Source organism: Tardiphaga sp. 862_B3_N4_1 (assembly GCF_051811085.1).
Classification (GTDB): Bacteria; Pseudomonadota; Alphaproteobacteria; order Rhizobiales; family Xanthobacteraceae; genus Tardiphaga; species Tardiphaga robiniae.
The window spans coordinates 1,849,485-1,866,735 of the sequence record NZ_JBPWQB010000001.1; the positions used below are offsets into that span (position 1 = coordinate 1,849,485).

General features: G+C 60.7%; 16 protein-coding genes and 1 tRNA gene. 11 read left to right on the top strand and 6 right to left on the bottom strand.

What is annotated here, in order from left to right; translation table 11 throughout:
* The first annotated feature begins 380 nt into the window (after positions 1-380).
* From AB8B02_RS08545 to AB8B02_RS08555, 3 genes are all read left to right on the top strand, one after another.
* Positions 381-1,211, top strand: coding sequence for an arylamine N-acetyltransferase family protein (locus AB8B02_RS08545; protein ID WP_439063694.1), 831 nt, complete (start codon positions 381-383; stop codon positions 1,209-1,211).
* Positions 1,212-1,299: 88 nt separating this feature from the next.
* Positions 1,300-1,455 (top strand): hypothetical protein, encoded by a 156-nt coding sequence (locus AB8B02_RS08550; protein WP_165826963.1) that lies wholly within the window; start codon positions 1,300-1,302, stop codon positions 1,453-1,455.
* Between the two features lie 82 nt (positions 1,456-1,537).
* The gene (locus tag AB8B02_RS08555; protein ID WP_089264607.1) at positions 1,538-1,780 is read left to right on the top strand and encodes a DUF2171 domain-containing protein; all 243 of its coding nucleotides are present in this window, start codon (positions 1,538-1,540) and stop codon (positions 1,778-1,780) included.
* Between the two features lie 74 nt (positions 1,781-1,854).
* Here the strand turns inward: AB8B02_RS08555 and AB8B02_RS08560 are convergent, their stop codons facing one another.
* Together AB8B02_RS08560 and AB8B02_RS08565 are read right to left on the bottom strand one after the other, a co-directional pair.
* Complete coding sequence (locus tag AB8B02_RS08560; RefSeq protein WP_439063695.1) at positions 1,855-2,859, bottom strand: Bug family tripartite tricarboxylate transporter substrate binding protein; 1,005 nt, start codon at positions 2,857-2,859, stop codon at positions 1,855-1,857.
* A gap of 157 nt (positions 2,860-3,016) precedes the next feature.
* Complete coding sequence (locus AB8B02_RS08565) at positions 3,017-3,487, bottom strand: outer membrane protein assembly factor BamE (RefSeq protein ID WP_170849688.1); 471 nt, start codon at positions 3,485-3,487, stop codon at positions 3,017-3,019.
* A gap of 140 nt (positions 3,488-3,627) precedes the next feature.
* On the opposite strand from AB8B02_RS08565, the gene AB8B02_RS08570 reads away from it, so the two are divergent.
* The 7 genes from AB8B02_RS08570 (at position 3,628) to AB8B02_RS08600 (ending at position 8,484) form a co-directional block, all read left to right on the top strand.
* Positions 3,628-4,170 (top strand): ubiquinol-cytochrome C chaperone family protein, encoded by a 543-nt coding sequence (locus tag AB8B02_RS08570; protein ID WP_184516102.1) that lies wholly within the window; start codon positions 3,628-3,630, stop codon positions 4,168-4,170.
* A complete protein-coding gene (locus AB8B02_RS08575; protein ID WP_093758804.1) occupies positions 4,167-4,757 on the top strand; it encodes a YceD family protein in 591 nt (196 codons plus the stop codon). Before AB8B02_RS08570 ends, AB8B02_RS08575 begins: the two co-directional genes overlap by 4 nt.
* Positions 4,758-4,959: 202 nt before the next feature.
* Positions 4,960-6,021 carry a phosphate acyltransferase PlsX gene (plsX, locus tag AB8B02_RS08580; RefSeq protein WP_093759130.1) on the top strand — a complete coding sequence of 354 codons (1,062 nt, stop codon included), beginning with the start codon at positions 4,960-4,962 and terminating at the stop codon, positions 6,019-6,021.
* Positions 6,018-6,995: a beta-ketoacyl-ACP synthase III gene (locus AB8B02_RS08585; RefSeq protein ID WP_068730934.1), complete on the top strand. Its 978-nt coding sequence runs from the start codon at positions 6,018-6,020 to the stop codon at positions 6,993-6,995. Before plsX ends, AB8B02_RS08585 begins: the two co-directional genes overlap by 4 nt.
* Before the next feature lie 145 nt (positions 6,996-7,140).
* Positions 7,141-7,476: an integration host factor subunit alpha gene (locus tag AB8B02_RS08590; RefSeq protein WP_068730933.1), complete on the top strand. Its 336-nt coding sequence runs from the start codon at positions 7,141-7,143 to the stop codon at positions 7,474-7,476.
* Positions 7,477-7,513: 37 nt separating this feature from the next.
* Positions 7,514-8,326: a MerR family transcriptional regulator gene (locus tag AB8B02_RS08595; RefSeq protein ID WP_184516111.1), complete on the top strand. Its 813-nt coding sequence runs from the start codon at positions 7,514-7,516 to the stop codon at positions 8,324-8,326.
* Positions 8,327-8,406: 80 nt separating this feature from the next.
* Positions 8,407-8,484 (top strand) — tRNA-Pro (locus tag AB8B02_RS08600).
* A 93-nt stretch (positions 8,485-8,577) separates the two neighbouring features.
* Here AB8B02_RS08600 and AB8B02_RS08605 read toward each other — a convergent pair.
* Positions 8,578-8,820, bottom strand: a complete 243-nt coding sequence (locus AB8B02_RS08605; protein ID WP_439063696.1) for a helix-turn-helix domain-containing protein — start codon at positions 8,818-8,820, stop codon at positions 8,578-8,580.
* A 128-nt stretch (positions 8,821-8,948) separates the two neighbouring features.
* Here AB8B02_RS08605 and AB8B02_RS08610 point away from each other — a divergent pair, with 128 nt between their 5' ends.
* Positions 8,949-9,248 (top strand): hypothetical protein, encoded by a 300-nt coding sequence (locus AB8B02_RS08610; protein ID WP_439063697.1) that lies wholly within the window; start codon positions 8,949-8,951, stop codon positions 9,246-9,248.
* 620 nt (positions 9,249-9,868) lie between these two features.
* Here the strand turns inward: AB8B02_RS08610 and AB8B02_RS08615 are convergent.
* From AB8B02_RS08615 to AB8B02_RS08625, 3 genes are all read right to left on the bottom strand, one after another.
* Positions 9,869-11,326: an ATP-binding protein gene (locus AB8B02_RS08615; RefSeq protein ID WP_439063698.1), complete on the bottom strand. Its 1,458-nt coding sequence runs from the start codon at positions 11,324-11,326 to the stop codon at positions 9,869-9,871.
* Between the two features lie 611 nt (positions 11,327-11,937).
* On the bottom strand, positions 11,938-14,427 hold the full coding sequence (locus tag AB8B02_RS08620; protein WP_439063699.1) for a hypothetical protein: 2,490 nt from the start codon (positions 14,425-14,427) through the stop codon (positions 11,938-11,940).
* A 902-nt stretch (positions 14,428-15,329) separates the two neighbouring features.
* Complete coding sequence (locus tag AB8B02_RS08625) at positions 15,330-17,135, bottom strand: hypothetical protein (RefSeq protein WP_439063700.1); 1,806 nt, start codon at positions 17,133-17,135, stop codon at positions 15,330-15,332.
* Positions 17,136-17,251: the final 116 nt, after the last annotated feature.

Below are 17,251 nucleotides of genomic sequence, written 5' to 3' on the forward strand. Positions count from 1 at the left end.
ACCGCGTAACGCCGCATCTCCGGCGTCCACCGCATCCCACCCCGCGAACGTGACGATCGCGATCGCCCCTCTCGGTGGGGCAGGACAAAGGGGAATATAAGCCTGATAGGGATGCTGTCAATGAGAGATAGGAAAAAATGTTTGGGTGCTGTCTTGCCGCCCCACACTGTCATTCCGGGGCGCGGGCGCACCTTTGCGCACGCGAACCCGGAATCTCGACATGGGAGTCTCCGACAGCGCAAAACACTTCGAGATTCCGGGCTCAGTCCGGCCCGCTGGGCGGTCCGTCCTGCCCCGGAATGACAGCTTAGGCGGTACGTTGTCGCCCGCTGCTGTCGGATGGGCTATGTCAGGGGCGAGATGATGAAGAGGCAGAAATGATGACGGATGTTTTTCGGCTGGATCGCTATCTCGCGCGGATCGGCTTTGGCGGATCGGTTGCGCCGGATCTGGCGACACTGACGGCCATTCATGTCGCTCACATCAATGCACTGCCGTTCGAGGGTCTCAATCCGTTTCTTCATCTGCCGGTCAAACTGGACATGGCGTCGCTGCAGCAGAAACTCATCGATGGCCGACGTGGTGGCTATTGCTATGAGCTGAACGCGATGCTGCGGGCCGCGCTCGAGACGATCGGCTTCAAGGTCACTGGCCTCGGTGCCCGGGTGCGCTGGAATGCGCCGCCGGACAGTTCACTTGGCCCCAGAACGCATATGCTCCTGAAGGTCGATCTTCCGGACGGACCCTATCTCGCCGATACCGGCTTTGGCGCCTGCGTACTCGATGCACCTCTACGGCTCCTCGCGGGGACCGAGCAGCAAACGGCGATGGGGACCTATCGGCTGATTGAAACAGATGGCCTGTTGTCGCTGAGCGCGAAGCGGGCAGACGGCTGGCGGACGATGTATGTGTTTGACCTCGCGCCGCAACTGCCGTCGGATTACGAGCTCGGCAACTGGTACACATCGACCAGTCCCTTCGTGCCCTTCACCTCGACGCTGGTGATGGAGCGCGTCAGCAACGGCCGGCGTTATAAACTGGTCAATCGCCACCTGATCACGGAGGGACGCGACGGCGAACCGGTGTCTGAACGCGTGCTCGGCAGCGCTGCGGAGTTGCAGCAGGTTCTCGACGAGACCTTCGGCGTCACGCCGCCGGCATCCGCCGACGAGATTTTCGCGGTCATCATCGCAAACGCAGGGCGCCGTTGACTGCTGCGTAATCTCTCCATTTCGACCCGATTGCAGCGAATGACGCCTTCGGCTAATTCGCCCCCGGGATCATCACGAGGAACGTCAAATGTCGCTGTCATCCGCCAAGAACTACGCGCTGCGCGCCGCCAAATCGCAGGACCAGAAGGAGGCCACCGAGCTTTTGTCCAAGGCGATCATGGAATTGACACTGGCGATCGAGGCGCAGGACGCCAAGATCAAGAAGATGAACAAGGGCGCATGATCGGGACGCCGATCTCACCGGATCGCGATTGAACCTATTGCGCAGCCGTACGTTCAGTATTCCCCACATAAGAGGATACGACATGAGCGCGCTCAGCAAGATCAAAGAACATATGGAAGTCATCGGCGCCGACGGCGTGCACGTCGGCACGGTCGACAAGGTCGAGGGCAACCGCATCAAGCTGACCAAGAAGGACAGCGGCGAGGGCAGCCACAAGGGTCATCATCACTTTATTGATGGCGGTCTGGTCGCCGAGGTTGAGGGCGACAAGGTGCGGCTCTCGGCCAATGGCGACGTCGCCTTTGCCATGGAAGAAGAGAAGTAAGACGGAAAAACCCCGCGGTGTGAACCGCGGGGTTTTCGTTCAGATCACTCAGATGGAGCGAGGTGAGGCGCGCCTCACTTCACCTCCATCTGCAGGCCTTCCTTGTCGATGATGGTCTTGAACTTGGCCGTCTCGGCCTCGACGAAGGTCTGGAATTGCTGAGGTGTGCCGTAGTCCGACACGGCGCCCATGGCTGCGATGGTCTTCTTGGTCGCGTCGGTGCCGAGCAGAACCTTGATCTGCTCATTGAGCGAGGTCACGGCTTCGGTCGGTGTGCTCTTCGGATAGAACACGCCGAACCATGACGCGACGTCGAACTTCTCCAGCTCGGGCGCGGTCTCGCGCATCGCTGGGACGTTTGGCGCCTGCGCATTGCGCTGCTGCGTGGTGACGGCGAGGCCGGTGAGCTTGCCGTCGAGCACCTGCGGCAGTGACGGATAGAGATTGTCGAACAGGATCTGGATGTCGCCAGCGAGCGCGGCCTGCAGCGCGGGGCCTGCACCGCGGAACGGCACGTGCTGCATCTTCAATCCGGTGAGTTGCAGCCACCATGCGCCGGTGAGATGCGGGCTCTGGCCGACGCCCGACGAGCCATAGTTCAGCTTGTCCGGATTGGCCTTGATATAGGCGATCAGCTCCGGGATCGTCTTGATCGGCACACTCGGATGCGCGCAGACGATGTTCGGAATCTTGATCATGTTGGAGACCGCCTGCAACTGATCGCTCTTGTAGGTGAGGTTCTTGAAGATGCTGTAGGCGATGGCGTTGGGGCCGGGATTGCCGAGCAGAATGGTGTGGCCGTCGCCCTTGAGGCGCGCGACTTCGGCGGTGCCGATGGTGCCGCCGCCGCCCGAGCGATTTTCCACCACCACCGACTGGCCCCAGACCGGCTGCAGATGCGCGGCGAGCATGCGGCCCATCACGTCGGTGGAGCCGCCGGCTGCGGCAGGCACGATGACGCGGACGGTTTCGGTGGGCTTCCATTCGCCGGCGCCGAGACTCGCGCGCGGCAGGATCGCGGCGCTGGTGATCGCGGCGGCGCCGGTGAGTACATGGCGACGGGTAACCAGATTGGTCATAGCTTCTTCCCTCGATGGTGTCGTTTTGGTTTTTGATCTTGCTGAAATCGTAGTGAGGCAGATGGTGGCGGGCAAGCCGACCTTGGCCACAGCGTAAAGAAAAGCCCCGCAGCGTGTGCTGCGGGGCTTTTGCAATTCAGCGATTTGATAGTTCCGCCTAGCGGAAGCTGATCAGCTTGAACAGCGGCGTGAGGTAGCTCATTTCCTGACCGGAGGTCGGCGTGGTGCGGCTGATGAAGTCGAAGATCTTGCCGTCCTGCAGGCCGTAATTGGCGAGCCGGATGACCTTGCGGTTCTTGTCGAAATAGATCGCGATGACGCGCTGGTCGGTGACCTTCTGCGGCATGAACGCCACGGCGCGTTCGGCGCGCTGCGAGATGTAATAGAACACTTCGCCCGATAGCGTGGCGACGGTGGAGGGCGTGCCCATCACGATCAGGACCTGATCCTGGCTGGCGCCGATCGGGATCTGCTCCAGCGCACCGGGGGGCAGGATGTAGCCCTTCTGGAATTGCTCGGCGCAGGCGCCCAGCGTGACGCAGAGGGCCGCGACCGCGAGTACGGCGCGCATGCCGCGCCAGCCACGTGTCAGCCGCGCCTTCGCGCTGATGGAGGTCGAAATTGTCATAGCGGAGGGGGTCCCATCCTCTTGATTCTCGGGAAGGCCTTGCTTCCGAAAGACTTGCATCCCGGAAGGCGTTGACGTACCGGGCAGAACCTCTGAATGCAACATGCGCGTGCCCGAGGGGCCCGCCTGAGGAACCCAAGATGGTCTGGCCGTTCAGTCACTTCAGAAAGCCCCCGGCGCCGTTGCGCGGCACCATTGAAGCCATCTATGGCATGATCGTGGCGCAGGCGCGAGAACCCTTGTTTTATCGGGACTTGGGAGCACCGGATACGGTAAACGGGCGTTTCGATATGTTGCTGCTGCACCTGTGGCTGGTGCTGCGCCGGATGAGTCCGAAGGATGAGTTGTCGCAGGGACTTTTCGACAGGTTCTGCGGCGATATGGACGATAACCTGCGCGAACTCGGCACCAGCGACATGAAGGTGCCGAAGAAAATGCGGGAATTCGGCGACGCGTTTTACGGCCGGACAGGCGCCTATGACGCAGCGCTTGGCGCAGGCAGGGAGCCTCTGGCGGCGGCGCTGTCGAAGAATATCTATTATGGCATGGACATCGAGAACGCCCGGCGTCTCGCTGTTTATGTCGAAGCGGCGAATGCCCGTCTGGGCACGCTGGATGCAACGACACTGACATCAGGCGCGTGGCATTTCCCGTCGCCTGCGGAGACCTTGGTAACGACATGAACAAACCCGACCGCACCGTGGATCTCACGCCGCCCTGGAGCGTGCCCATCGCCGTGATCCAGATCCCGGAAACGGGGCTGGCGCGCGACATCGAGGCCACGCCCGAGGAGCGCAAGCGGATCGCCGAACTCGGCGGCCTCGTCAGCGTGGGCGCCGTGAAAGGCGAACTCCTGCTGAGCCCCGTGAAGGGCGGTACGGTGCATGTGACCGGTCGCATCTGGGGCAAGGTCGAGCAGACCTGCGTGGTGACGCTGGACCCGCTGGCTGCCGATTTCGAGGAAGAGATCGACGTGATTTTCGCGCCGCCGTCGCAGATTCGCGAACTCGCCGAATCGGTGGACGAGGACGTCGAGAGCGACGAGGAGACCCCGGATCCGCCGGAGCCGATCGAAAACGGCTTCATCGACCTCGGCAAACTGGCGACCGACGCGCTGTTTCTGGGGCTGGACCCGTATCCCCGTAAGCCCGATGCCGTGTTCGAGCCGGTGGTCGAGGTTCCGGACCCGGAAGAGCACCCGTTTGCGGCCCTGAAAGCGCTGAAAACCGCCCCTGAGACGCCCAAATCCAAAAAGCCCGGGAAGGGCTGAGACCGAGGTCCGATTCCACGCCCCGTGCGGCTGGCGGGACAAAAGCGACCGGTCAAGATGTTGTATCGGGTCACGGAAACGCTATTGTCCCCGGCCGAAATCGGGTTAATGCCATAACTTCGCCGTCTGCTGCCAAATGCGGCAGACTTCGTCCGCGGCCACGAGCGTCACAGGCCGCAAGAGACAGGTTTCCGGAACGTCCATGCCGAAAAAGGTTCGCATCGCGCTAGACGCCATGGGTGGCGACATCGGCGCATCGGTGGTCATTCCCGGCGCCGCGATTTCGTTGACCCGGCATCCCGACAGCGAGTTCCTGCTGTTCGGTGACAGCGCGCTGATCGAGAAAGAACTCGCCAATCATCCGGCACTGAAGGCTGTATCGAAGGTGATCCATACCGACGTTGCCGTCAGCATGCATGACAAGCCGAGCCAGGCGCTGCGCCGTGGCCGCAAGGTCTCGTCGATGTGGCTGGCGATCGAGGCGGTGAAGAAGGGCGAGGCCGATGTCGCGATCTCCGCCGGCAATACCGGTGCGCTGATGGCGATGGCGCGCTTTTGCCTGCGCATGCTCGACGGTATCGAGCGTCCCGGCCTGGCCGCGATCTGGCCGACCACGCGCGGCGATTCCGTCGTGCTCGATCTCGGCGCCACCATCGGCGGCGACGCCAACCACCTGAAGACTCTCGCTGTCATGGGCAGCGCCATGGCCAGCGCGCTGTTCGATCTGGCCCGGCCGACGGTCGGTCTGCTCAATATCGGCGTCGAGGAAATCAAGGGCGGCGACGAAATCCGCGATGCCGCCGAACTGCTGCGCACCGCCAATCTGCCGCAGCTCGAATTCATCGGCTTCGTCGAAGGCGACGGCATCGGCCGCGGCGATGCCGACGTGATCGTCACAGAAGGCTTCAGCGGCAATATCGCGCTCAAGGCGGCCGAAGGCACGGCGCGGCAGTTCGCCGAATATCTGCGCAATGCCATGGCCCGCACCTGGCGCTCGCGTATCGGCTATCTATTCGCCAAGAACGCCTTCAAGGCGGTGCGCGACAAGGTCGATCCCAACAAGTCCAACGGCGCGGTGTTTCTCGGCCTACGCGGCATCGTGGTGAAGAGCCACGGTGGCACCAATGCTGATGGTTTCGCCTATGCGGTGGATGTCGGTTACGACATGGTCCGCTACGACCTTCTCACCAAGATCAATCAAATGCTCAACCGCGACGGCCAAGCGCTCCCTGCGAGCCCGGCTGCGCAGGAGGCTGTCTCGTGACTGCGATACGTTCGGTCGTGCTCGGCTGCGGCTCTTACCTGCCGGAGCGGATCCTGACCAATGCCGAACTGGCATCCAAGGTCGACACGTCGGACGAGTGGATCGTCCAGCGCACCGGTATCAAGCAGCGCCATATCGCTGCGGACGGCGAGTTCACCTCGCATCTGGCGATCAAGGCCGCGCAGGCGGCGCTGGCCAATGCCGGCGTTGACGCCCAGTCCATCGACCTGATCGTGCTGGCGACCTCGACCCCGGACAATACGTTCCCGGCAACGGCCGTTGCGGTGCAGAACGCGCTCGGCATCACGCACGGCGCGGCATTCGACCTGCAGGCGGTGTGTTCCGGCTTCATCTTTGGGCTGACCACCGCCGACAGCCTGCTGCGCACGGGCGCCGGCAAGCGTGCGCTGGTGATCGGCGCGGAGACGTTCTCGCGCATTCTCGACTGGACCGATCGCGGAACCTGCGTGCTGTTCGGCGACGGCGCCGGTGCAGTGGTGCTGGAAGCACAGACCCAGCCCGGCGAAGCCAGCGATCGCGGCGTGCTGACCACGCATCTGCGCTCGGATGGCCGGCACAAGGAAAAGCTGTTCGTCGATGGCGGCCCGTCCTCGACGCAGACAGTGGGTTACTTGCGCATGGAAGGCCGCGAGGTTTTCAAACATGCGGTGGGTATGATCACCGACGTGATCGTCGATGCATTCAAAGCTACCGGCGCCAGCGCCGAAACCATCGACTGGTTCGTGCCGCATCAGGCCAACAAGCGCATTATCGATGCGTCGGCGCATAAACTGCATATTGCACCGCAAAAGGTGGTGCTGACCGTGGATCTTCACGGCAACACGTCGGCGGCGTCGATTCCGCTCGCATTATCGGTGGCGGTCAATGACGGCCGCATCAAGAAGGGCGACCTCGTGCTGCTCGAAGCCATGGGCGGCGGCTTCACCTGGGGGTCTGCACTCATTCGCTGGTGATGCGCTGGTGCTGATGCAGATCGACAACATCTCAAATTGTCATGATTTTCCATGCCTTTGCATCGATGGTGACTGTTGACCGGAGCGCGTTAACCTCCTAATTTCTGACGCGAATTTGGTTCGCCGAGAGTAGTTGGGGCAGGCGATGACGGGCACGGGAAAAACAGTCACACGCGTTGATCTGTGCGAAGCGGTCTACCAAAAGGTAGGTCTCTCGCGCACGGAGTCGTCCGCGTTTGTTGAACTGGTTTTGAAAGAAATTACGGATTGTCTGGAGAAGGGCGAGACAGTGAAGCTGTCGTCGTTCGGCTCCTTCATGGTGCGCAAAAAAGGCGAGCGCATCGGCCGCAATCCGAAGACGGGCACAGAAGTACCGATCTCGCCGCGGCGGGTGATGGTATTCAAGCCGTCGGCGATCCTGAAACAGCGGATCAATGGCGACAGTACCGCAGTGGGCAACGGTAAAGATCACGACGACTAACTAGAGAAACACAGGGCGAACCACAGGGATCCTGCACTTGGACAAAGCGCCGGATGCGTTTCGAACCATAAGCGAGGTCGCTGACGATCTCGATATACCGCAGCATGTTCTGCGGTTCTGGGAAACGCGGTTCACTCAAATCAAGCCGATGAAGCGATCGGGCGGCCGGCGATATTATCGTCCGGACGATGTCGATCTGCTGCGCGGCATCCGCCGGTTGCTCTACGGCGAAGGTTATACCATCCGCGGCGTGCAACGAATCCTGAAAGAGAACGGCATCAAGTCGGTGCAGGGGCTGGTCGATGGCCACGCTGCGCCGAGCTTCGCGCCGACCTCTGCCGCTATCGCGCCGCGCGTCCAGGCGAAGCGTCCCGTGGCCGAAGAGGATCATGAGGAAGAAGAAGCCGAGGACGAGGCTGAACGCGACGAGGAGATCGAGGAAGAAGCCGAAGACGAGGCTGACGCCGAAGGCGCCGAGGACGAGGAAGAAGAAGAGGGCGACGAAGACGACGGCGAAGAGGGTGAGGACGAAGAGGCTGAGGAAGAAGACGAGGAGGAAGCTGCTGCTCCCGTCGCCGGCCGCCGCGAACCTCCGATGACATCGACGTCGCCGCGTGTGGATCCACAGCTGCAGCGGCCGCCGTCGCGGGCAAACCCCGTATTGGCAAATCCTGTTGCGGGGCGGCCCGAACCGGCGATGCCGGCTCCGACGCAGAGCGCAAGACCGGCTGCGGTCGCGAGCCCGAGGCCGAACCCGCAGCGCCGGTTGGAGCGCGAACGGCTCGAAGCCGTGCTCGAGGAGCTGCTGGCGGCGCGCCGGGCGCTCGATACGGCGATGAAGGACGGCTAGCCACCGTCCCACAACCAATCCGTTTCAATCCGCTCAGCCTTCTTGCGCCTCGGACGGATCGAAGCTACACGATGCCCCATCGGAGCGTAGCGCAGCCCGGTTAGCGCACTAGTCTGGGAGACTAGGGGTCGGAGGTTCGAATCCTCTCGCTCCGACCATATAAATTACTGATTCCATTGTATTTTATCCGATCTCTGTGAGGTCGATAAGCTTGGAAATCCCTTCGGGGAAGCACCGGGGAAGCACGGGACCTATTTCACGGGCGCCTTTAGCCTCGTGACACCTTCTCCGCGATCGTAAGAAAACTCAATCCGAGCTTTCGAGAACGTCGCTTCGAGTGCGGCGGCGGTGGCGCGCGTGCCCGGAATCGGCCCGCTTTCCTTCTCAAGGCGCTTGACCGTTGCGAGCGAAAGACCTGCTGCTTCAGCAAGATCAGTTTGCTCCCATCGGAGCAGGGCACGCGCCGCTCGGATCATTTCGCTAGTGAGCATCATATTCTCAAATCTCCAATTGACACCTGAGGTATTATAAATTAATACTCTGGGTGTCAATAGCGACGCGAGCTGAGTCGAAGCGGCAACTTCGACCCAGCTCTAACCCTCAAAGAGAAGGACTTCTCCCGATGGCTAGGCAGAACGGTATCACCCAGAGCGCTCACCTCTCAAATGAACAGGATATTGCCGCTGCAGCTTTTCGTCGCGTGCAGCTCGCTGGCGAAGACGATGCAGCTTACGAGCTGGCAATCGTTGCGCTCGAGACTGCGCCCGCGACGACGGCAACAGGAGTGCAGGCGCTATTCGATCTTCTCCACTCTCGCTTGGATGGTGCGCTCGACGGCGACGAGGTTGATCCGGAAGTGATGAGGACGTTGGCGCGCAACATTTCGGCGGGGCTTGCTCATCTGGTTCGCAAGGCGGGTTAAGGCGGCGCGGCAGCGGTGGCTGAGGGCGACGAGCTTTCCGACCACCGCGGCTCCCCATCGACACAGGACACCGACCCCACCCCTGGGCGGGGGCTGCGGCCGCGGCGTCCAGACGTCGCAGGGCGCTCCGACTAAATTTCTAATTTCTGAAAAGGTCTGGCTTTTTTGTATCAAAGGCGCCCGCGATGGTGCGCCTGTTGCAGACTGTAGAAAAGTCGTTGGCGATCATGAGCGTCGATGATGTCGGCGCGCGTCGATTATTCGAGGATATGCAGTGAGGTTTGGGCTCGATTGTCGCAAGGAAGAGGTGAGCGGATCGGCGCCGCGGGCGATCGCTCCGACATCATGTAGGCTTCTGACGGAGCCTACATCTGTGAAAAGAATCCAACCGGCAAGCTGAAGGCGCGAATGTCTATGAACAACGCGGATGGCACCGAAAGACCGCTCGGGGCATTTAGGATATCGAGGTCCGGTACTGAGAGGCGGCTATAGGTTGTAGGTCGGAACGCTTGAATTTGACCGAATCAAATGGACGCAAATAGATCGTCTTGGTAAGTCTTTGATTTTTCAGCACATAAACGAGATATGAACGAATCGTAAACAAGCGATCAAATAAACCCTCACGCCCACGATGGTAGATAATGCCCAGATCTAGGGCTCCAGTTGTCAGATTTTCTAATGACACCTGCCTCCAGAGCTTGGCCTATAAGGCGCGAGATCTGTGACGCATTTCGCTCAGCGACTCCAAAACGGATCCGCAATGAGGCATTGGTCATTCCGCCTTCGTTGTTGATGAAACGCATCACCGCGTGCTGGTAGGCGCCGCGGATCCTTTCGTCCATCGACATGTCTGAAAACGATCGCCGGCCGAATATCGTTACCTTTGTGTTTTGGCCATCTGCGCGAAACTCAGGCGGAGGTAGCATCGCAGCTTCAATAACCTCGATGACTTTGTCGATTCCGCTGCCTTGCTCCTCGCAAACGCCGATCCGGCGCATCAGCGACGCGAGTGACTCGTTCCTTGAACGAGGTGGTAGATCGATGAAACGGTCTGTTGCTACCAGAGGCGTGCCCGGGTTGGTAATCTCTACGCGATCATCGAATATCTCAATCACGGGGCCAGTACCGGAAATAGTCATGTCCTGATGAACTAGCGCATTGGCGATCAACTCTCTAATCGCAAGTTCTGGATATTCTGCTTTGGTGGTTCGGAGAGCTTTTCCGATCGAGGAATGCTGAGGTAGCTGGCGGTTCACATAAGTAACAATGCCCTCAAACGCGTAGGCGTATCCTCTGACGCCGGTTCTTTCCTGCGTATCTGCTGTTCGTGAAGTGCCGTCATATCGAATGATACGAAGGGCTTTTCGAGAAATCGTGTCAAACTTGGAGATATCTTTGGCAAAAAGGACGGCACCTAGGTTCAGAATATTCCAGCGTCCGCCAACATCCTGAGCAATAAGCTTGTCGTGTGCTAAAATTCGCGCCACCTCCTCATCGGTACCCGGAAGCGATTGTGATGTCAGTGCGAAATAGGCACTGCAATCAAGCAAGTCGAGAACGTTTGAAGTTGTTGCAAAACTAGCGGCAATACCCTGTTCCCAAACGAAGGGGCGCAGCTTTGCCAATAGGCTGGCCTCATGGGCCGGATGATCCGCTAACTTAGGCGTGGCTGCTCCAATTCGGGTGTAAGCGATATTCTGAAATCGCGTCGGGACACTACTTGCCGCGGGGATCTCGAGCATTACTAGACGTCCATCCGGGTGGTGGATCTCGTGGAAACTGAAGTGCAGACTGGGCGAAATCGATTTGCTGAGCCATAGCTCTAGAGGTTGCCCTTTTGCCTGCTCGGCTACAGGGTTGAACGCGGTCCCAATGACACGGTGGTCGTCGTTGTGGATACCCCAGCACACGTAACCGCAATTCTGATCACCGGCCCTGGCTGCATTCGATATTGCCGAGATAAGCGTTCCAATTAAATCTGGAGCGTGATTATTGACCTTAAATTCCACATGGGCCAGCTCGCTGTCATTGCGGCGTAGGTCGTCCACTAGTGCAATGAGGCGTTCAGAATTGATCACCGCGCGTCTTCGATCTTTTTGGGGTTGCCTGTGCGGCAAATGCCTAAGTTATTCAGACTGCAGCGCTTTCGATCGCATTTACAGCAACGAGCCAGATGCAGTCGTACCGTCTTAACCGCTAGGAGTGGCGATGTCATCTGGATAGGCGTTCTCAGAAGGCTAAGCCCGCAATCGAGCGCTGTTTCATCTAGAGGCGTTCTGCTTGGGCCGACCGCTTGGATGAGAGGCCTCAGTAGCGCGATCCGGTCGTTCCGCTTGCGCATCAGCCGGCGTGTGGCGTTTGAGAGCGTCCAGCTCCTGCATCTGCGGCCCGAGAGGCCGCGACCACATGATATCTGCTGGCGTCATTGAGATGCACGAGTGCGGCGGAATGTTTATGCGGAAGAATCTTCCCGGAAGCACCTGACTGAGTGAGTGCCGCGCGTTTCATCTCCTCGATGTTGAGCGAACTCAGGGGGCGGTCGACAATCTCATTCCGACTTCAAGGCAAAACAAAACGTCCGAGGCCAAAGAGCCTCGGCTGCCTCGTCCCTAAGACCTTCTCGTCTCAACTCGTTCGTAGTCGTCCGGATCCAGACTATCGCGATGCCTGCGCTCGACCTCAAGCGCGCTCAGTCAACATTCTCCCTCGCTCCATTGTCCGCTGCGATCAGCCGCCGCAGGTTGATGTTGTAGGCTGGCACATTCGCATTCTTGATCGGTCGCTCCAGCAGATACGCCGCCACGTCCGGATTGAACCACGCCATCTGCACGATCTCGTCAGCGCTCTGCCTGTTTGTCGGCAACTGCTCTAACAGGAGCTTGAAACGCTTGATCAGGCCGCCGCCGGCGAGGTCGCCCTTGAAGTGCCGCACGGCCAGCTGTGCCCACCCCGGGACATTCCACTTGTCAGCTGTGTTTGAGCCGGAGGTGCCGCGCTTCTCCGCCTCCTTGAAATAGCCAAGGAGCTTATGCGCCTGACGCAGGCCGTTCATCTCCTCGGGGGAGAACGTCTTGGCCAATAGCGCTTCGTTGTCTTTGAACTCCTTCGAGAGTCGCGAGAGTTGCACCTCAGGCGCTTCGCCGACCATGCGCGAGCCCTGAACCTTGTCGGTGAGCACCTCGGCAACCGCTGCCTTCCAACCACGGCGCGCCGGCGCATCGTGTTTCACCAGCGCGATGATCTCGTCGAGTTTCTTCTCCGAGCCATAGCCACCGTTCAGCAGCTTACTGGCGACGTCCCTCGGATCCTCACGGATGAGGGTGCCGACGGCTGAGCGGTCAATGTCAGCCTCGGTAACCTTCAGGCTGGCTCGTGCCTGCTCGAGGCTCGCCCGCGCGTCGGCGGACAGTTGCTGGCCTCGCTTGGCTGCGACCGTGATGCTGTTGAACTCCCGCTGCACGTTAGGGAATGCAGCCAGCACGGACGCGTTATGGTTGGCCCAGCTCGCCGATTTGGCTGGGTTCAGCGTTCCGTCGGGATTGAGGGCCTTCATTGCAAAGTCGGACCGCAGATAGTCGCGCACCGCCTCATGCCCGATGGCGGCGTTAGGCGCACCGTCGAGCAGGCGCTGCAGCACGGCGGAAGTCTCCGGACCGGACAAGAACCGCTTGGCCGTCTCGCTCGGTGGCGTGCTCCCGCGGTTCGGTAACCCGTCGATACTGCCGCTGCGGTCCAGCTCCTTGGTGAACTTTGCGGCCTCGTCGCCGGGAGCAGGGCGGTAGCGATCGGCAAAGCTGCGGTAGTTGGCATTCGCGTCGGCGTACCCTGGAGCATCGTTGAGCGTCCGGTTGATCGCCGCTCGAAGCTGACCCACGTTCGATGCTAGGTCGAAGTTACCGTCCTTCTGCGCCTTGCTTTGCGCAAAGCTCAGATATTTGCGGACATCTGCGAGGTCCGCGCCGCTCGCCGTGCCAGTGCCGCCGACGTTCTCACCATCGACCATGCGCGGCCGCAGCCGCTCCAGACGATTGACAAGTTCGCCGGGCAATTGCTGCTCCATCGGGGCGAGGGGATTAGTGCCGGCTCGCAGGCGATCGATCGCGGCGAAGACATCATCCGCCGGCAGTTGCTCAGTGCGGCCTGGCGCTGTGTCGAACTGACGGTTCTTCTCGGCGCGGGCAGGGACGTATCCATCGTTTACGATCGTCCTGTCGAGGCGCCGCGATGCGTTGGACTTGAAATCCGTATTCGCAATGGCGCCGAACTCAGCACCTTGCTCCTGTGCCCCAAGGTTGAGGTTAGTGACCTCGTCGGACCGCTGCTTCACGGTCGCATCCGCCGCGTTCATTCGCTCGTTGCGATTCTGCTCCGCACGTCGAAATACAGCGCCAAGCTCTGCCTCGGGATCGCGCAGGCTATCGATGCGCGTTGCGGCGGCTTCCTTGACGTTCTGGTCGCGCTGGATGAACTCGGGGGCGGACCTGGAGCGCGAGCCGGCCTCCATAGTCACGAGGCCTGGATCTCGTGACAGCAGCGCGCTTGTTGGCAGAGCCGATGCATCGACCGGGCTTTCGCCGGCAAGTTTTGGATTGGTTAGCTCAGCAGCGTTTTCGCGGATGTCCTGGGCGATGGCCTTCGGTGAACCCGTGGCGCCGGCCTGCAACGTGGTCGCGGCGCGATCGACTTCTGCGTGGCTGTAGGGTGTTTTGTTCGGGCGGAGAGGGATCTCGGAGGGGGCCGAGGTGAACGCGCGATTAGCGGCATTCTTCAACATGCCACCAAGGCCCTCGACAATACCTTGCGCCGCGTTCGCGCCGATGCCGCCAGCCAGAGGCGCTACGACGTTTGCGGTGTGCTTGACCCAGTCGCCGCCCGCCGGATGGTCGGGAATGGCGTCCGCGGCATTGACAGCCACGCCTGCACCGGCGCCCGCGATGGTGTCGCCAACGACAGTGCGCGCCGGTGCATCCTTGTAGGGGCGGGCGAGGGTGTCCAGCACGCGCCCGCCGAGCGTTGGCGAGCTAGTCACTGCCGCGGCTACCTGCGGTGCACGTGCGGCCAGCATCGCACCCATACCGAGACCCTGCGTGCCGAAGCGGTTGATGTCGTAGCCAAGTTTTTCTGCGCGAGACATTTCCTTCTCGGAAATCGTGAAGGGTTCGGCGATCTGCTCGACCATCTTGGACGCCGGCGTTGCCATCGGAATCTTGGTGCCGGCGACCTTGTTGATGCCGGCGGTGATGATGTTTTGCAGGCCGGCCATGAGGTCGACTGGCGAGAGCACAGTGTCCGCGAGGCCTTTGCCGACACCTTGTGCGCCAACTGCAAGGCTGTGAAGCGCGCTGGGGGCCGCCGATGGAGCAGGGCTAGGCGGTTTACCGTCGATATAAACGCGCGGACGACCGCTCGCCGGCGGCGCGTCGGCAAATTGCGCGAACGGGTCGTGATCGACGGGAGTATAGGTCGGTCCTTTGGATGCCGGCGGCGCATCTGCAAATTGCGCAAATGGATCGTGGTCAACGGGAATGAGTTTCGGGCCAGGTGCGGCGGGCTGCTGGATCACGAAGCCTGGCGGCAATTCGGCCGTACCAGCACTGGCAGCTTGCGGACGGTCGTCGAGCTGGGCGATCAGCGCCGGATCAGTGACGGGTTTATCGAGTTTGAAGCCGGGAGGCAGAGGAGGTATCGCCGGCTTGTCCAATACAAAGCCCGGCGGCGGTGCCGGTATCAGATCGTCGAACATTCCGGGCTTTGAGGGAACGAGGTCGTCAAACATGCCGCCGCGAGGCGCAGCCACTTGCGGCAGCGTTTGGCTCGCAAGCGAGAATCTGCGCTCCGACGAGGTGACATCAGGGAGAGGCGGTGTCGGTTTATACTCACTGAGCGCCCGTAGTATCTGGGGCTCTGTGAAGTCGTCCGGAAATGTATGGAGCTGGCCTTCGTATCGGTATTGCTTGGGCATTGATCGACCACGTGCCTTTTGATTTGTGAATGACGCGCATGGCGTTCGGCGTGCCATTCACGGATGCATATCGTCGTATCGTCGGCATAGACGCCGACGCCAACGACATCGTTTTCCGATCATTGCCTACCGAAACACGTAAAAGACAGATTGATGGGATCAGTAAGTGTGTTCGCAGTATTGTAGGTGGCGATGGTCACTGACGAAGCGGTTTTGCCTGAAGCAACCACACTGAACGAACCGCCGCCGAGGCCAGCTTCGCAAGTAGTTATCGTTGAGTAATTGGCGGAGGCGAAGGGCACCGTGAAGGTGACCACGAAAACGCCGGTGCCAGTCCTCGAAACGCTGAAATTATAACCGGCCAGGATTGCGCCCGACGACCCCACAACCGAACCCCAGGCCTTCGCTGCGCTGTCGTGATCCTGCTGACGGGCCGGTGTCACAGCCACGATGTTACTCGTTCCGGTCTGCTGTTCCGACTTCGTGCCTGCAAGAACCTGCAAAAGGTTGGTGGCGCGGCTCAGCAACCCGCCAATAGTGAACGCACCTGTCTGCCCATCGATCGACGACACACCCGACGCCACGCCACCAATGACTTCGGCCCACGTCGCGTATTTCAACGCACCGGATGCCGCTTGGTCTTGAAACATCACAACGTCGCTGCCCGCGGGCACCGTCTTGTGCGGGAGACTACCGATCGTAAAGTCGGCTTCATTGGCCAACGAGCCCGTGATGTTGCCCTTCAGCGTAAACGCGGCCATTTGCGCGCGCATCGCATTCGTGATGCCGTTCGTCGTGATCGAGAACTGCGTACCCGTCAGCGTGACGCCGCCAGTCGCCGAATACGTGCCTGCACCCGAGAACTGGGCGAAGGTCACATTCGTCGAGCCGATCGTGCCGCCGGCGTCGACCGTGCACACGAAGCCGCAATCGGCGTTGATGGTCCCCTTCTCAACGAAGACGAACGCGCCGGGCAATTCCGCCCATGCGTCCGCGTCGGTCGTCCGGGTCCATGCGCCAGCCGCGACCAGATAGATGCCGTTCTGCGACGCCGTGCTCTGGTTCTTCACCAGCACCCGGTCGCCGGCGATCACGGCGATGCCATCGATCGTCTGTGGCGCTGAAAGCGTGATATTGGCCGTCGTGGCTGCGATAACGCTCGCTTTGGTGTCCAGCCCCTGAGCGACCGCGTCCACATACTGCTTGGTTGCCGCCTGGAGGGGCGCTGCGGGGTCAGCCGCGAGCACCAGTGCGCCCGTCATCGTGCCGCCCGCCTTGGGAAGCGCGCCGATCGTGGTCATGACAGCGGCGCCGTCAGCGTCATCCAGCACGGTCTTCACGAAAGTCGACACGCCGAGCGTGGTCAGCGCGGTAGACGCGTCCGCTGCCCCCGACAGTGACCGGCCATATGCGCTCAAATCGAACGTCATGGCCGTGCCGGCGCCGGTGAAGACGATTCCCTTGTCGGCGGCCGACGTCAGCAGCGAAATCGCGTGCAGGTTCGGGTCGCTGTTGATAGCGGCCAATGCAGCTTCGTCGGCGATGGCCTGGAAGTCCGCGATCAGAACCCATTTCGATGGATCGAACGACCCGGCCGACGTGTGGGTGACCAGCGCGCTGTAGAACGCGTCGCCATAGAACACGGTCGACGTGTTCGCGGTGTAAAGGACGCCGGCTTCCCATTCCGTCGGCGGCGTGAAGCCAAGATTGACCGACGGGTCGATCTGATCGCGGCCAATGGCGGCGTTCATGATCTTGCCGTCGGCGCGGATCGACTTCTTCAAGAAGTCGATGATCTCGGTCGTCGATTGCTGAACGAAATTCAGGTCGGCGTTGACCTTCGTCGCCGGCAGCGGGCGCGTCGGATTGGAATTCTGGTACGAAACGTAGTCGTACTGACGATTGTATTTTGTTGGGTAAGACATTGGTCAACCACGGCTGGCGCGAAGGGGTTTGCGCAGGTGCCGGTGGCGAAGCGGCTAATGGGGTCGACCAAGCCAAAACCATACTATGAAATCGTGGATTTTGAAAGAGGAATGCT

Coding starts and splice junctions, on each gene's coding strand:
- AB8B02_RS08575 (WP_093758804.1), top strand. CDS start 4,167: ATGAACAAACCCGACCGCACCGTGGATCTCACGCCGCCCTGGAGCGTG.
- AB8B02_RS08605 (WP_439063696.1), bottom strand. CDS start 8,820: ATGATGCTCACTAGCGAAATGATCCGAGCGGCGCGTGCCCTGCTCCGA.
- AB8B02_RS08550 (WP_165826963.1), top strand. CDS start 1,300: ATGTCGCTGTCATCCGCCAAGAACTACGCGCTGCGCGCCGCCAAATCG.
- AB8B02_RS08570 (WP_184516102.1), top strand. CDS start 3,628: ATGGTCTGGCCGTTCAGTCACTTCAGAAAGCCCCCGGCGCCGTTGCGC.
- plsX (WP_093759130.1), top strand. CDS start 4,960: ATGCCGAAAAAGGTTCGCATCGCGCTAGACGCCATGGGTGGCGACATC.
- AB8B02_RS08620 (WP_439063699.1), bottom strand. CDS start 14,427: ATGGTCGAGCAGATCGCCGAACCCTTCACGATTTCCGAGAAGGAAATG.
- AB8B02_RS08625 (WP_439063700.1), bottom strand. CDS start 17,135: ATGTCTTACCCAACAAAATACAATCGTCAGTACGACTACGTTTCGTAC.
- AB8B02_RS08560 (WP_439063695.1), bottom strand. CDS start 2,859: ATGACCAATCTGGTTACCCGTCGCCATGTACTCACCGGCGCCGCCGCG.
- AB8B02_RS08565 (WP_170849688.1), bottom strand. CDS start 3,487: ATGACAATTTCGACCTCCATCAGCGCGAAGGCGCGGCTGACACGTGGC.
- AB8B02_RS08610 (WP_439063697.1), top strand. CDS start 8,949: ATGGCTAGGCAGAACGGTATCACCCAGAGCGCTCACCTCTCAAATGAA.
- AB8B02_RS08555 (WP_089264607.1), top strand. CDS start 1,538: ATGAGCGCGCTCAGCAAGATCAAAGAACATATGGAAGTCATCGGCGCC.
- AB8B02_RS08545 (WP_439063694.1), top strand. CDS start 381: ATGACGGATGTTTTTCGGCTGGATCGCTATCTCGCGCGGATCGGCTTT.
- AB8B02_RS08590 (WP_068730933.1), top strand. CDS start 7,141: ATGACGGGCACGGGAAAAACAGTCACACGCGTTGATCTGTGCGAAGCG.